Genomic DNA, 14,803 nt, shown 5'->3' with positions numbered 1-14,803 from the left:
GCTATTATTATTTCGATGGAATATATGGTTTAAAACACTATTTTCATGGTTTGAAATAGATGATTTAACTATGCTGGAGAACTTCTAAATAAATGTAGTCGAGTGTAGTTTGAATCATCAGGCCGTCTGAAAAAGAAGAATACCCAAAAAGAAGGAATGAAATATGGCCGGAAAAACCTATCCGCTGTTGGCTGCATCATTGGCTGCCGTATTCGCATTGTCGGCGTGCAGCCGCGATGTCAAGCCTGCCCCTGAGTTTAAACGTACCGATTATGAGCGCGTGGTGGTCAGCAACGGCGTCGAGCCGGGTACGCTGGATCCGCAGATGAGCGGCGATATGGCGGCCGGTGCGATTATCCGTCAGTTGATGGATGGTTTGGTCGGTACGGATGCCGAAGGCAAAACCATTCCTGCTTTGGCGGAAAAATGGGAGAGCGAGGGCGAGCGTGTTTGGACCTTCCATCTGCGTGATGCCAAATGGAGCAATGGCGATCCGATTACTGCCGAAGATTTCGTGTACAGCTTCCGCCGTCTTGCCGATCCGGCCACCGGCGCACCTTTCGGCAGCTATTTGGTCGATGCCCAAGTGGAAAATGCGGAAGATATATTAAACGGCAAAGCCAAGCCTGAAACATTGGGCGTCAAGGCGTTGGACGCGAAGACCCTGCAATTTACGTTGATTGCGCCCGTGCCTTATTTCCCCGATATGCTGATTCAGCAATTCACTTTCCCGGTTCACCGCGCCACTGTCGAAAAATACGGCAATAAATGGACGCAGCCCGGTCATTATGTTTCCAGTGGCGCCTATCTGTTAAAGGATTGGAAAGTCAACAGCCACATTAATATGGAACGCAATCCCAATTATTACGATAAAGACAAAGTGGCCATTCCGAAGGCGGTGTTCTTGTCAGGCAGCGGCGAGTACAACCGTTATCGCGCCAATGAAATTGATGTGACTTACGGCATTCCCAGTGATCAGGTCAAAGTGGCGGATATTGAGTTTCCGGGACAAGTGAAACGTACAACTTCTTTATGTAGCTGGTATTTGGAGCCGAACCACGAAGCGGCGCCGTTTAACGATCCGCGCGTCCGCAAGGCGCTCAATATGCTGACGCGCCGCGACATCGTCGTCAAAGTGGGCGGCCGCGGCGATACGCCTGCGTTCCAGTTGACGCCGCCGCAAATGCAGGGCGTGATTCCTGTTTACCCTGAGTGGAAAGAGTGGACGCCTGAAAAACGCATCGAAACTGCGCGCAAACTGTTGAACGAAGCAGGCTACAACGATGACCATCCGCTTGAGTTCGATATTTTGTACAGCACCAGCGAAGCGTCCAAAAAACAAATTACTGCCGTGCAGTCGGTGTGGAAAGCCGCTATTCCGTTTATCCGTCCGACTTTGTCCAACGAGGAATGGAAAACTTATTTGGATACGCGTGCGCAAGGCAATTTCAAGGTTTCGTTCAGCGGCTGGTGTTCCGATTTCAACGATCCGGCAGGTATGCTCAATATCTTGAAATCCAACAACTCAAACAATGCATTCCGCTACAAAAGTGCGGCGTTTGACACATTTATGAACAATACGCTGAAAGATGGTGTCAGCAAGGAAGCGCGCAGCCAGCTCTATGCCGATGCGGAGAAGCAGCTTCAAGAAGACGCTGCGCTGATTCCACTGTATCATCAGGTTGAAGTGCGTATGGTCAAACCCGATATTATCGGCTATTCCGACAAAGACCCTTTGCGGAACTACACGGTCAAGAGCTGGTCGTTCGCACCGAAAAAATAGATTGATTATAGACAGTACAAGTTTTCAGACGGCCTTGATGACAGAGGCCGTCTGAAACAACAGGAGACATAACACATGAAATCTGTACAACAACGTTTGTCCGCTTTACGCGAAGCCATGAAAAAACATGGCGTGGACGCGTTTGTCATTCCTTCCGCCGATCCGCACCTTTCCGAATACCTGCCCGAGCATTGGCAGGCACGCCGCGATTTTTCCGGCTTTACCGGTTCGGCCGGCACTTTGGTGGTGACCGCCGATAAAGCAGGCGTGTGGACGGACAGCCGCTATTGGGAACAGGCAGGCCAACAGCTTGCGCCAAACGGCATCGAGCTGCAAAAAATGGGCGTTGATGCGCCTTATACCGAGTGGTTGGCACAAAATCTGCCCGAGGGCGCAGTGGTCGGCGCGCCTGCCGATATGTTTGCACTCAGCGGCGAGCGCGGTTTGAAACAGGCCCTTGCCGCTAAAAACATCCGCCTCGAATATCCTGAAACCTTGTTGGACGAAGTGTGGGACGATCGTCCTGCATTGCCGACTCCGGAAATCTACGTTCACCATCCCGACTACGTTTCCGAAACTGCGGTCGAAAAACTGACCCGTATCCGTGCGGCCATGAAAGAGCAGGGCGCAGATGCGCATTTGGTTTCTTCTTTGGACGACATCGCTTGGATTACCAATCTGCGCGGTGATGATGTGCCGTTCAACCCCGTGTTCTTATCCCATCTGTTTATCAGCCAAGATAAAGCCGTATTGTTTACCGATGCAGGCCGTCTGAAAGCCGAATCTGCCGAAGCTTTGAAAGCGGCAGGTTTTGAAGTATTGCCTTATGCGCAGGCGGCGGACTATTTGGCAGGCGTTAATGGCACATTGCTGATTGATCCGAACAAAACTGCTGTCGGCACTTTGCGCCGTCTGTCTGAAGACGTCCGTTTGATTGAAGCCATCCACCCAAGCACATTCTTCAAATCAGTCAAATCTGATGCCGACATCGCCCATATCCGCAATACCATGGCGGAAGACGGCGCGGCATTGTGCGGCTTCTTTGCCGAGTTTGAACAAATCTTGGCAGACGGCGGCGAATTGAGCGAGCTGGACATCGACGGCATGCTCTATAAACACCGCAGCCAACGTCCCGGCTTTATTTCGCCAAGTTTTGACACCATCGCCGGCTACAATGCCAACGCCGCCTTGCCTCATTACAGCGCGACACCGGAAAACAACAGTAAAATCAAAGGCGACGGTATGCTGCTGATTGACTCCGGCGGCCAATACTGGGGCGGTACGACCGACATCACGCGCGTGGTTCCCGTCGGCAATCCGAGTGCGGCCATGAAGCGCGATTACACTTTGGTGTTGAAAGCACATATTTCTCTGGCGGAAACCATTTTCCCTGAAAACATCAAAGGCCCGATGATTGATGCCATCTGCCGTAAATCACTCTGGCAGGCACAATGCGATTACGGTCACGGTACAGGTCATGGCGTGGGCTATTTCCTCAATGTGCATGAAGGCCCGCAAAGCATTGCCGTTGCCGCCGTGCCGCAACCGCATCACGCGATGAAGTCAGGTATGCTGACTTCCAACGAGCCGGGTCTTTACCGTCCGGGCAAATGGGGTATCCGTATTGAAAGCCTGGTAATCAACCGTCCGGTTGAAAACCCAGAGGAAACCGAGTTCGGCAAATTCCTGTATTTTGAGACTGTTACCCTTTGCCCAATCGATACGCGCCTGATCGATACCAAACTGATGACCGGCAGCGAAATCGAATGGCTGAACCAATATCACGCCGAAGTGCGCCGCCGTCTTGAGCCTTTGACAGAAGGCGCGGCCAAAGCATGGCTGATTGAACGCACCGAACCTTTGGCGCGTTAACGTGAAAGGCCGTCTGAAACGGCGGATACAAAGTTTCAGACGGCCTTATAACAACAATTATCTAAAAACTAAAAAAACCTTACCCGACTCCGAATAAAAACAATAACCCGGTCGGAATAGAGAGAGAAACCGGCGCGGCGACGTTACAGATGCCTGCTGCCATTCATCCGATTTCCGCTTCAGGTCAGCTTTGTTTTCACGAGTCCGGTATGTTCAGACAGGACAGCCTGATTATGTTGAAATTCATCATCAAACGGATATGTGCTTCCATCCCGACCATGCTGGTGTTGATTACCGTATCGTTTTTTCTGATGCGGCTCGCACCGGGCAGCCCGTTCACAGGCGAACGCAATTTGCCGCCTGCGGTCATGGCCAACATCGAAGCCAAATACCACCTCAATGATCCGATGTACCTCCAATATTTCCACTACCTCAAGCAGTTGGCGCAGGGGGATTTGGGACCGTCGTTCAAATATAAAGATTTCAGCGTTAATGAGTTGCTTGCCCAATCCCTGCCGGTATCGGCGGAACTTGGCTTCTACGCCTTTTTGATTGCCGCCATCTTCGGCATGTTTATCGGCATCATCGCCGCCTTAAAACAAAACAGCTGGCTGGATTATTCGCTGATGAGTGGTGCAATGACCGGCATCGTCGTTCCCAGTTTTGTGATGGCGCCGGTATTGGTGCTGGTGTTTGCCGTCAGGCTGCAATGGTTGCCTGCGGGTGGCTGGAACGATGGCGCACTGATGAACTTGATTTTGCCTGTCGTTACTTTGTCCATCGGTTATGTGTCCAGTATCGCGCGGATTACGCGCGGCGCGATGATTGAAGTATTGAACAGCCCCTTTATCCGTACGGCACGCGCCAAAGGCCTGCCCATGAGCCGCATCATCCTGCGCCATGCGCTGCGTCCCGCCATGTTGCCGATTGTTTCTTTCTTAGGCCCGGCATTCGTCGGCATTATCACTGGCTCCATTGTGATTGAAAACGTGTTCGGTATTCCCGGCGTCGGACAATTGTTTGTCAACGGCGCGCTCAACCGCGACTACGGCATGATTTTGGGTTTGACGATTTTGGTCGGCATCATGACCATTTTGTTCAACGCCATCCTCGATATTCTGTATGCCATTATTGACCCGAAAATCCGTTATTAATCCCATTTGCGCAAAGGCCGTCTGAAACGTTCAGACGGCCTGAAGAAAGAATAAAAAGCGAGAGAGAATATTATGTTATTCAAAAAGAAGCAGACTCAGGCCCTTGCAGAGGCAGCAGAATACGCCCAAGTACACGGTAAAAGCCTGTGGAGCGACGCATGGCGGCGTTTTAAACAGAACAAAGCGGCGGTGTACAGCATTATCATCCTGTTGCTGATCAGCATTTTTGTGATTGTGGCGCCATGGATTGTCCGCTACACCTATGATTTCACCGACTGGGACAATATGCAGATTCCGCCGTCCTTTTCTACCCATCACTATCTGGGTACGGATTTGCTCGGCCGCGATTTGCTGTCGCGTGCGGCAACCGGTGGACGTATTTCCTTGCTGGTCGGTGTGGCCGGCGCATTGGTGGCCGTTGTCATCGGTACGCTTTATGGTGCGATTGCCGGCTTTATCGGCGGCAAGCTCGATTCGCTGATGATGCGCTTTTTGGAAATTTTGAACGCGTTTCCATTTATGTTTTTCGTGATTCTGCTGACCACGTTCTTCGGCCGCAATCTGCTTTTGATTTTTGCCGCCGTAGGTTTGGTGTCTTGGCTGGACGTGGCGCGTATTGTGCGCGGTCAAACCTTGAGCTTGAAGCATAAAGAGTTTGTCGAAGCGGCGCGTGTGAGCGGCGTGGCAAAACGTAAAATCGTAACGCGCCACATTATTCCGAATGTTTTGGGTGTGGTGATGGTGTATGCCTCTTTGCTGGTGCCGGGCATGATTATGTTTGAATCCTTCTTGAGCTTCTTGGGCTTGGGCGTGCAAGAGCCGATGACCAGTTGGGGTTCGATGTTGCAAGAAGGCGCGATTTCGATGGAAGCTGCACCATGGCAGCTGCTTGTGCCAAGTTTCTTCTTGGTAACCACTTTGTTCTGTTTCAACTTTATCGGCGACGGCCTGCGCGATGCGCTCGACCCGAAAGACCGCTAAACCACAACCAAAAGGATAATCAAAATGACAAAACAGTTACTGGTTGTAGAAAATCTGGACATCAATTTTGAGCTGCATGAAAAAAACGTGCACGCCGTGCGTAATGTCAGCTTTAAAGTGGCAGAGGGCGAAACATTGGCTTTGGTCGGCGAGTCCGGCTCGGGCAAGTCTGTAACGTCTATGTCCGTTATGCGCCTGCTGCCTGAGAAATTTGCCCGATACAGCAAAGATTCACGCATTACTTTTGACGGTATTTCCATTTTGGATGCAGACGAGAAAACCCTGCGTGATTTGCGCGGCAACCGCATCAGCGTGATTTTCCAAGAGCCGATGACCTCGCTCAATCCGTTTATGCGTATCGGTGCGCAACTGATTGAAGCGGCGCGTGTGCATAATAAAAAGCTTGGCAAAAAAGAAGCCGGGCAGAAGGCATTGGCATTGTTGGAGCGTGTGGGCATCAAAGAAGCCGAACGCCGCATGAAGCAGTATCCGCATGAGTTTTCCGGCGGTCAGCTGCAACGCATCATGATTGCCATGGCGCTCATCAATGAACCTGACCTGCTGATTGCCGACGAACCGACCACGGCTTTGGATGTGACCATTCAAGCCGAGATTCTCGATTTGCTCCACGATTTGCAACAGCAAATGGGCATGGCGATTATCTTTATTACCCACGATTTGGGTTTGGCGGAACACTATTCCAAAACCGTCTGCGTCATGCGTAACGGCGAAATTGTCGAGCGTGGCAAAATCAAAGAAGTATTTGCCCATCCGAAACACGAATATACCGCCGAACTCATCAATGCCATTCCCAAAGGCATGAAAGAGCCGGAAGAAAACAACGCCGGCGTGTTAATCGAAGCTGATAATGTCCATGTTTCTTTCGTATTGAAGCAAAATTTTTTCGGCAAACCGCTCAAAACTTTTGACGCCGTTAAAGGCATCAGCCTCAAAATTAAAGAGGGCGAAACATTGGGCGTCGTCGGCGAGTCCGGTTCCGGCAAATCCACGCTGGGCAAAGCCGTCATGCAGATGCTGCCTTATACCGGCCATATTTCTTTTGAAGGCAAAGACCTGAAAAACTATACCGCCGAAGAAGCACGTCGTCTGAAATCGCAACGGCAAATTGTGTTCCAAGATCCGTTCGGTTCGCTTTCACCGCGCTTGACCGTTGGTGAAATTATTGGCGAAGGTTTGACGGTTCATCATCCTGAAATGACTAAAAAAGAACGTATTCAACGCGTTTTGGAAGTCATGAAGGAAGTGTCCCTGCCGCTTGACGCGCTCAACCGTTATCCGCATGAATTCTCCGGCGGCCAGCGTCAGCGTATCGCTATTGCACGCGCCGTTATCCTGCGCCCGAAATTCATCCTTTTGGACGAGCCAACCTCTGCACTTGACCGCTCCGTACAATCCAAAGTGGTCGAACTTTTGCGCGATTTGCAGAAGAAATACGGCCTGACTTATATGTTCATCAGTCATGATTTGTCTGTCGTGCGCGCTGTGAGCGACAACGTGATTGTGATGAAGCAGGGCGAAATGGTTGAATACGGCAGCGCGGATCAGATTTTCCACCATCCGCAAAACGATTACACCAAACGTTTGATTAACGCCGCGTTTGATTTATAGAAAAGGAAAAGGCCGTCTGAAAAGAGATTTTCAGACGGCCTTTTTAAGCGGAGGCTTTTTTCATCTAATTAGCGCTGCTATCGCCTATGCTTGTGCGGCATCCAATGCCTGTGCCAAGTCGGCAAGCAAATCGTCGATATGCTCGATACCGACGCTCAGACGTACCATGTCGGGACTGACGCCTGCTGCGGCGAGTTCTGCATCGTCAAGCTGACGGTGGGTCGTTGTGGCAGGATGGGTAGCCAGCGATTTGGCATCGCCGATGTTCACCAAACGCAGGAAGAGTTGCAGTGCGTCAATGAACTTCGCGCCGGCTTCACGGCCGCCTTTAATACCAAAACTCAGTAAACCTGAGGCTTTTCCACCGTAGTCGCGGTCAATCAAAGCTTTATACGGACTGTCAGGTAGGGCAGGATAGTTCACCCATTCGACCTGCGGATGTTTCTTTAAGAATTCGGCTACTTTTAGGGCGTTTTCGCAATGACGTTCCATACGCAGGGCGAGGGTTTCCAAACCTTGAAGCAGTAAAAATGCGCTGTGCGGAGACAGGGCGGCACCGGTATTACGTAATGGGACGACGCGGGCGCGGGCGATATAGGCCGCCGCGCCAAAATGTTCGCAGTAGTTTACGCCGTGGTAAGACGGATCAGGCTGATTGAAGGTTTTTTCAAAACGCGGATTGCCTGCCCATTGGAATTTGCCACTGTCGATAATGGCACCGCCAATCGTTGTGCCGTGGCCGCCGATGTATTTGGTCAGGGATTGGATAACGATGTCGGCGCCGTGCTCGATCGGGCGGAACAGCGTGGGTGTGGCGACGGTGTTGTCTACCATCAGTGGCAGCCCTTGTGCGTGCGCGGCTTGGGCGAATGCTGGAATATCGACGACATTGATGGCAGGATTGCCGATAGATTCGCAATACACCAGTTTGGTGCGGCTGTCGGTATTAGCGGCGATTTCTTCGGGCTTGGCCGGATCGATAAAGCGTACTTCTATGCCTTGGCGCGGTAGGCTGTGGGCAAAGAAATTGTATGTGCCGCCGTAGAGGGTTTTGGTTGCAATGATGTTGTCGCCTGCTTCAACCAAGGTTTGAACAGCATAGGTAATCGCAGCCATACCGCTGGCGACAGCCAATGCGGCGATACCGCCTTCCAAACGGGCAACGCGTTCTTCCAAAACGGCAGTGGTCGGATTCATCATACGGGTGTAGATATTGCCCGCTACATCAAGGTTGAACAAGTCTGCGCCGTGTTGCGTGTTGTCGAAAGTGTAGGAAGTGGTTTGGTAAATGGGGACAGCAGCGGATTTGGTAGTCGGTTCGGATTGATAGCCTGCATGCAGGGCAATGGTTTCCCGTTTCATTTAAATATCCTTGTAGCGATGAAATAATGATAAATAGAGACCAGTAGATTCGGATTTGAAGGGCAAACTTTCCATAACGGAAAAGTTTGGATGCAGCAGCATACGGCCTTTTCTACAAGAAAGATTACCATGAGCGACACGCAACTGACCCAAGAAGAACGATACCACATTCAAGACCTGTCCTGCCACCACACCCCCATCGAATGACACCCCATCAAGCTACCATTTGCCGCGACCTCCTCCAAGATAAAAGTAACGGCGGCACTCTGTGGCAACATCTCAGAATATGCAGCAAATCCCATTGCAAACGATACGGTGGCACATGACTCTGAAATAAAATGTACAATCGCGGCGGCATGGAAAATGCCTCTCCATTGTCGAGCAAAAATTCTGCATTGGTAATGGGTAGGAAGATACCATTGAGGGTAAAGATCAGAAAAGCGAATATCTATGCAAAATTCCCCCAAATCCCTAAATGTCTGGGTAGGACTTTAGGAATTTGGGGGATTTTTCAAAGGTATTAGGCCGTCTGAAACTGCATTATGGAAAGTTTCAGACGGCCTTTTCGGTATTCTTTGGATTTAAAAATAAAAAAAGACTTGAATCATCAAGTCTCGCATTTCATTTTCACTAGATAAAAAAATATCAAGAATGGCGGAAGCGGTGAGATTCGAACTCACGGAGGGCTATCAACCCTCGACGGTTTTCAAGACCGTTGCATTAAACCGCTCTGCCACGCTTCCATTCTTGAAGCCGTAATATTAATGGAACTTACGGCCTTTGCCAAGAGGTATTTTAGAAAAAATATCTAGGATTCTGTTTTTATTTAGATTGTTCTTCACGCATGAATACCCATTCGGCTTCGTTTGAAGCTGCTTCATTGAATGAATAGCCCTCGTAGTCGAAATTTTTGAGCATTTCAGGCTCGGTAATGCCGTGTTCTGCCGCGTAGCGCACCATCAAACCGCGCGCACGTTTGGCGTAGAAGCTGATGATTTTGTATTTGCCGTTTTTCTCGTCTTTAAAAATCGGCGTAATCAGGCGTGCGTTGAGTTTTTTGGTGTTGACGGATTTGAAATATTCTTGTGAGGCAAGGTTGATTAAGACATCGCTGCCGGCTTGCTTCAGTGTTTGGTTGAGCAGGTCGGTGATTTTATCGCCCCAAAATTCGTAGAGGTTTTTGCCGCGCGAGTTGGCAAAGGCCGTGCCCATTTCCAAGCGGTAGGGTTGCATCAAGTCGAGCGGGCGCAGTACGCCGTATAAGCCGGAGAGCAGGCGGACGTGTTGTTGCAGGTAGTCGATTTGTTCCGGCTTGAGCGTATCGGCAGCAATGCCTTCATAGACGTCGCCGTTGAACATAAATACGGCCTGTTTGGCGTTTTCAGGAGTAAACGGCGTGTGCCATACGGCATTGCGTTCTGCGTTGAGCAGGGCGATTTTGTCGGAAACATGCATCAGCTCAGCGATTTGTTGAGGGGCAAGCTGGCGCAACTCTTGCATCAGGATTTCTGCTTCTGGCAAAAGGTCGGGCTGGGTAAAGCTGCTGACGGGGGAGGGGTCTTTTTCGTTGAGGTTTTTGGCTGGGGATAAGACAAAAAACATGATAATTTCGGCTTTGAAATGAATAATGTGTAGGATTGTAGGTTTAAAATCGGGGAAGAACAAGACGGGATAAACGCATTAATTGAATGCTTTTATTGAAACGTATTTCTGTTGAAAGTAAAATTCAAAGCTTCCACCTGATTCTGACATTTCTATTTGAGGAGAATATCATGTCTAAAACCATTATCCATACCGACAAAGCCCCTGCCGCGATTGGTGCATACAGCCAAGCAGTCCGTGCAGGCGATACGGTTTATATGAGCGGTCAGATTCCTTTGGATCCGGCTACGATGACTGTGGTCGGCAATGGCGACTTCCGCTCCGAAGCAGTGCAAGTATTTAAAAACCTGCAAGCCGTAGCCGAAGCGGCAGGCGGTTCTTTGAACGATATCGTCAAACTCAATGCTTATTTGACTGATTTGGCCAACTTTGCCGTGTTCAATGAAGTGATGGCTGAATTTATCGAACAGCCTTTCCCTGCGCGCGCTGCGGTGGGCGTAGCCAGTCTGCCTAAAGGCGTTCAGGTTGAAGCAGAGGCAGTATTGGTTTTAAATGCATAATTGATGTTTTCAGACGGCCTGGGCTGGGCTTGAGGCCGTCTGAAAATAAGAACAACGGAAAACAATAATAATGGCACATTACGCAATCGGAGACATTCAAGGCTGTTTTGACGAGCTGACTTTGTTGCTTGCCAAAATCGGCTTTAATCATGGTACGGACACCCTTTGGCTGGTCGGCGATATTGTCAATCGCGGCCCGAAGTCCTTGGAAACCCTGACATTTGCCAAAGAGCATGACAGCAGCGTGCAAATGGTTTTGGGCAATCATGATTTACATCTTTTGGCAGTCGGTTGCGGTGAAGGAACGCTCAAGCGCAGCGATACGGTTGAGCCGATTTTGACCCATCCCGATAGTCATGCCATGCTGGACTGGCTGCGTCATCAGCCGCTTTTGGTGCGCGGCGACAGGCATGTGATGGTGCATGCCGGTATTTTGCCGCAATGGTCGGTTGATAAGGCCGAAAGCCTTGCCCGTGAAGCTGAGGATGAATTGCAAGGTAAAAAATACAGGAAATTTTTTGGTAAAATGTACGGCAACAAGCCGACCGAGTGGACGGACGATTTGACAGGCTATGAGCGCCTACGCATGATTATCAACGTCTTTACCCGTATGCGTGCGCTGACGTATAAAGGCGAGTTGGATTACGAATATAAATCCACTTTGAAAAAAATGCCGCTTTACCTGCGCCCTTGGTTTAAAGCGCCCGATAGGCAGAATTTGGATTATATTACCGTGTTCGGACATTGGTCGTCATTGGGCTATGTTAATACTGATCAGGTTATTGCTTTGGATACAGGCGCGTTGTGGGGCGGAGAGCTGACGGCGGTCAATTTGGATACCAATGAAGTGATACAGGTACCATCCTTGGGCGGATTGGATTGGAAAACGGCATTGAAATAGTGTGGATAAGATAAAAGGCCGTCTGAAATGTTTCAGACGGCCTTTTTGTATTGGTTAATCCAAAGAAGGCAGGAGTTTGTCCGGATTCATAATGCCATAAGGGTCAAGCTGATTTTTGATGGCATGCATCAGAATGAGTTCGGCCTGTGTCCGCACACGGGGCAGCCAATGTTTTTTGATGATGCCTACGCCGTGTTCGGCGGCAATTGTGCCGTGGCAGGCAAGGATGTTTTCATAAACAATGGTATTGACGGCGTCTTCGTATTGGTAGGCTTCGTTGCTCAATACGTTGGGCAGGAATGTATTGTAATGCAGGCTGCCGTCGCCTAAATGTCCGAAGCAGACAATTTGTATGCCGGGAAAGCGGGTTTCCAAGTCAGGGGCGCATTGGCGGACAAAGGCGGCCACTTGGGCGATAGGGACGGCGATGTCGTGTTTGATGCTGGTGCCGAGTTTGCGTTGGGAAGCGGAAATATTTTCACGCAAGGTCCATAAGTCGGAGCGCTCTTGCTCGGATTGCGCCAAGATGCTGTTTTCCCATCCGTTTTGATAGAGAAATTCGGCAAGCTTTTCATCCAGTCCGGCATCGGGCACGGAGTCTGCAAGTTCAATTAAAATATGCCATTGCGCATCGGCAGGCTTTTTGAGTTGGCTGAATTCCGAAGATAAATCGAGGGCAAAGCGGCTGATCAGCTCGAAGCTGGTCAAGCGCTCGGCAAAATGGCCTTGCACCGCAGTCAAAAGTGAGACGGCGGATTCAATATCGTCTAAACCTACCCATGCGGTTGCTTTGGTTTTGGGCTGGGCAAAGAGTTTTAGTGTGGCGGCGGTAATGATGCCCAATGTTCCTTCGCTGCCGATAAAAAGATGGCGCAAGTCGTAGCCTGTCGTGTTTTTGTGCAGGGGCTGAAGGTGGGAAACCAGTTCGCCGTTTGGTAAAATGACTTCCAAACCCAATACCAAATCACGCATGCTGCCATAACGCAAGACATTCAAACCGCCGGCATTACAGGCGATATTGCCGCCGATTTGGCAAGAGCCTTCGCTGGCAAGGCTGAGCGGAAACAGTCGTCCGGATTCGGCTGCTGCCTTTTGAGCATTTTGCAAAATCACGCCTGTTTCAACCGTCATGCTGTTGTCGGCAAGGTTGATATCGCGGATACGGTTGAGTTTAGACAGGTTAAGCAGTACGCCGGTCGTAGTTACTGCAGCACCGCATAATCCGGTATTGCCGCCTTGCGGGGTTACGCGGATGCGGTTTTCAAAACAGAAACGCATGATTTTCTGCACGCTTTCGACAGAGTTCGGCTGTAAGACAATATCCGGCGAGGAAACAAAACGGCGGCGCTGGTCGTTTAACAAGGCCGGAGTGGCTTCGATGATTTCAGAGGCGGAAAGAAACTCAGCAAAACGGTCGTGAAGGTGCATGGCAGTCAGGAGGAAAAGTCGGGAAGGGGAGTGTGAGAAATGTAAAAAAGCAGGATACACAATGGTATCCTGCTTTTCTTATATTCAAAAGAATATTATTTAGCAGCTTCAGAAGCAGCAGCTTCAGTAGCAGAAGCAGCGGCTTCAGTAGCAGATGCAGCAGCTTCAGTAGCAGAAGCAGCGGCTTCAGTAGCTTCGGTAGCAGCAGAAGCAGCGGCTTCAGTAGCAGATGCAGCAGCTTCAGTAGCAGAAGCAGCGGCTTCAGAAGCAGCAGAAGCGGCAGTTTCAGCAGCTTTATCAGCACCGCCACAAGCGGCCAAAGCTAAAGACAACAAAGCAGCAGCGAACAGAGATTTTTTCATTTTTGAGGACCTTTTTAAATCGATTTAAACATTTAAACTAAAAATAGCCGTCAAACGGCCTGTACAGTAGAAATTCATTGCTGAATTTTCGTTATTATGCCCCACGGGGTGGGCCAATGCAACGTTGCTTAACCGTTTGCGGATTAAAATCAATACAAAATTAGCGAAAATAATGTAAATCAGGGAGGCAGGTAAAAAATCATCTAAAAATATTCATAATTAATGAACTTTTAAAAAGTTGTTTATATTCAATAATTTGATTATTTTTAACTGTTGTTGGTTTTAAGGATTTAGAATGTTTTTGCGTTTGGGGAATTTTTTGTAATTTAGCAACTTTGTGTTGTGAAAAAGCAACTTTTGTGGATTGGAATCATTCAATTTTGTTTTTTATATGGGCTTTTTTGGTTTTGTTGTGTTTGCCAAAAGTATTTGTTTAAGGTAAACCGATTGTTTAGTTACAGCTGTGATAGAATAGCCTGAACTTGACTTTTAAATATTGATTAAGGACGACATGATGTCTATTGTTAAAAATTCTGTAGTTTCGCTGCATTATGAAATGTACGATGCAAACAACCAGTTGTTGGATAAAACCGAAGAGCCGATTGCTTACCTGCATGGCGGCTATGACGGTATTTTCCCTTTGGTGGAAGAAGCGTTGCACGGCAAAAATGTAGGCGATACCGTTGAAGTGGCTTTGTCGCCTGATGATGCTTTCGGCGAACAAGATCCTGAGCTGGTGCGTATTGAAGATGTAAGCGTGTTCCCTGTCGAAGTTGAAGTCGGCATGATGTTTGAAGCCGATGATCCGGAAACAGGTGATGTATTGATTTATCGTGTAACCGATGTTGCTGACGGTAAAGCCGTAGTGGATGGTAACCATCCTTTGGCCGGTATGAAAGTATTGTTCAAAGCGACTGTTGAAGGTGTGCGCGATGCGACTGAGGAAGAAATTGCCCACGGTCACGTACATGGCCCACACGGTCATCACCACCACTAATCAGGCTTGAAGCATGATAAAGGCCGTCTGAAAAGGAATGAAACCTTCCTTTTCAGACGGCCTTTAAGTTTTTACAAGACAGATAAATAGGAAATTTTGGCGCAGGTCAAATCAAACAGGGAAATATGGATTTTATTAGAGGCTACAATAAACTACATGTAACGGTGCGACA

At 49.3% G+C, this 14,803-nt stretch carries 12 protein-coding genes, 1 tRNA gene and 1 pseudogene; 9 read left to right on the top strand and 5 right to left on the bottom strand.

Annotated elements, in window-relative coordinates:
• The first annotated feature begins 163 nt into the window (after nucleotides 1-163).
• From ACTHS8_RS01800 to ACTHS8_RS01780, 5 genes are all read left to right on the top strand, one after another.
• Nucleotides 164-1,783, top strand: a complete 1,620-nt coding sequence (locus ACTHS8_RS01800; RefSeq protein ID WP_440372804.1) for an ABC transporter substrate-binding protein — start codon at nucleotides 164-166, stop codon at nucleotides 1,781-1,783.
• 75 nt (nucleotides 1,784-1,858) lie between these two features.
• Complete coding sequence (locus ACTHS8_RS01795; protein ID WP_440372803.1) at nucleotides 1,859-3,655, top strand: aminopeptidase P family protein; 1,797 nt, start codon at nucleotides 1,859-1,861, stop codon at nucleotides 3,653-3,655.
• A gap of 233 nt (nucleotides 3,656-3,888) precedes the next feature.
• A complete protein-coding gene (gene oppB, locus ACTHS8_RS01790; protein WP_036472303.1) occupies nucleotides 3,889-4,809 on the top strand; it encodes an oligopeptide ABC transporter permease OppB in 921 nt (306 codons plus the stop codon).
• Between the two features lie 72 nt (nucleotides 4,810-4,881).
• Nucleotides 4,882-5,790 carry an oligopeptide ABC transporter permease OppC gene (gene oppC / locus ACTHS8_RS01785; RefSeq protein ID WP_003683112.1) on the top strand — a complete coding sequence of 303 codons (909 nt, stop codon included), beginning with the start codon at nucleotides 4,882-4,884 and terminating at the stop codon, nucleotides 5,788-5,790.
• A gap of 24 nt (nucleotides 5,791-5,814) precedes the next feature.
• Nucleotides 5,815-7,419 carry an ABC transporter ATP-binding protein gene (locus ACTHS8_RS01780; protein WP_440372802.1) on the top strand — a complete coding sequence of 535 codons (1,605 nt, stop codon included), beginning with the start codon at nucleotides 5,815-5,817 and terminating at the stop codon, nucleotides 7,417-7,419.
• An 84-nt stretch (nucleotides 7,420-7,503) separates the two neighbouring features.
• Here the strand turns inward: ACTHS8_RS01780 and ACTHS8_RS01775 are convergent, their stop codons facing one another.
• Entirely contained in the window at nucleotides 7,504-8,781 is a 1,278-nt protein-coding gene (locus tag ACTHS8_RS01775) for an O-acetylhomoserine aminocarboxypropyltransferase/cysteine synthase family protein (RefSeq protein WP_440372801.1), read from the bottom strand.
• 197 nt (nucleotides 8,782-8,978) lie between these two features.
• On the opposite strand from ACTHS8_RS01775, the pseudogene ACTHS8_RS01770 reads away from it, so the two are divergent.
• Nucleotides 8,979-9,187 (top strand): annotated as a pseudogene (locus ACTHS8_RS01770) (IS30 family transposase); the annotation flags it as partial.
• Between the two features lie 246 nt (nucleotides 9,188-9,433).
• Here the strand turns inward: ACTHS8_RS01770 and ACTHS8_RS01765 are convergent.
• Nucleotides 9,434-9,524: transfer RNA gene (locus ACTHS8_RS01765), tRNA-Ser, on the bottom strand.
• A gap of 79 nt (nucleotides 9,525-9,603) precedes the next feature.
• Entirely contained in the window at nucleotides 9,604-10,383 is a 780-nt protein-coding gene (yaaA, locus tag ACTHS8_RS01760; protein ID WP_070633483.1) for a peroxide stress protein YaaA, read from the bottom strand.
• A 170-nt stretch (nucleotides 10,384-10,553) separates the two neighbouring features.
• Here yaaA and ACTHS8_RS01755 point away from each other — a divergent pair, with 170 nt between their 5' ends.
• Together ACTHS8_RS01755 and ACTHS8_RS01750 are read left to right on the top strand one after the other, a co-directional pair.
• Entirely contained in the window at nucleotides 10,554-10,943 is a 390-nt protein-coding gene (locus tag ACTHS8_RS01755; protein ID WP_440372800.1) for a RidA family protein, read from the top strand.
• A gap of 70 nt (nucleotides 10,944-11,013) precedes the next feature.
• A complete protein-coding gene (locus ACTHS8_RS01750) occupies nucleotides 11,014-11,844 on the top strand; it encodes a symmetrical bis(5'-nucleosyl)-tetraphosphatase (RefSeq protein ID WP_440372799.1) in 831 nt (276 codons plus the stop codon).
• 54 nt (nucleotides 11,845-11,898) lie between these two features.
• On the opposite strand, the gene ACTHS8_RS01745 is transcribed toward ACTHS8_RS01750, so the two are convergent.
• Nucleotides 11,899-13,272 (bottom strand): FAD-binding oxidoreductase, encoded by a 1,374-nt coding sequence (locus ACTHS8_RS01745; RefSeq protein ID WP_440372850.1) that lies wholly within the window; start codon nucleotides 13,270-13,272, stop codon nucleotides 11,899-11,901.
• Nucleotides 13,273-13,367: 95 nt separating this feature from the next.
• A complete protein-coding gene (locus tag ACTHS8_RS01740; RefSeq protein ID WP_003683138.1) occupies nucleotides 13,368-13,634 on the bottom strand; it encodes a hypothetical protein in 267 nt (88 codons plus the stop codon).
• Nucleotides 13,635-14,148: 514 nt separating this feature from the next.
• Between ACTHS8_RS01740 and ACTHS8_RS01735 the strand changes: the two genes are divergently transcribed.
• Complete coding sequence (locus ACTHS8_RS01735) at nucleotides 14,149-14,631, top strand: FKBP-type peptidyl-prolyl cis-trans isomerase (protein ID WP_003683125.1); 483 nt, start codon at nucleotides 14,149-14,151, stop codon at nucleotides 14,629-14,631.
• The last annotated feature ends 172 nt before the right edge of the window (nucleotides 14,632-14,803 follow it).

Origin of the sequence: Neisseria sp. P0016.S008, from assembly GCF_051957775.1 — a bacterium.
GTDB classification, from domain to species: Bacteria; Pseudomonadota; Gammaproteobacteria; order Burkholderiales; family Neisseriaceae; genus Neisseria; species Neisseria flavescens_B.
The sequence above is the reverse complement of the archived record's forward strand: the minus strand, read 5'-3'. Positions and strand labels throughout refer to the sequence as shown.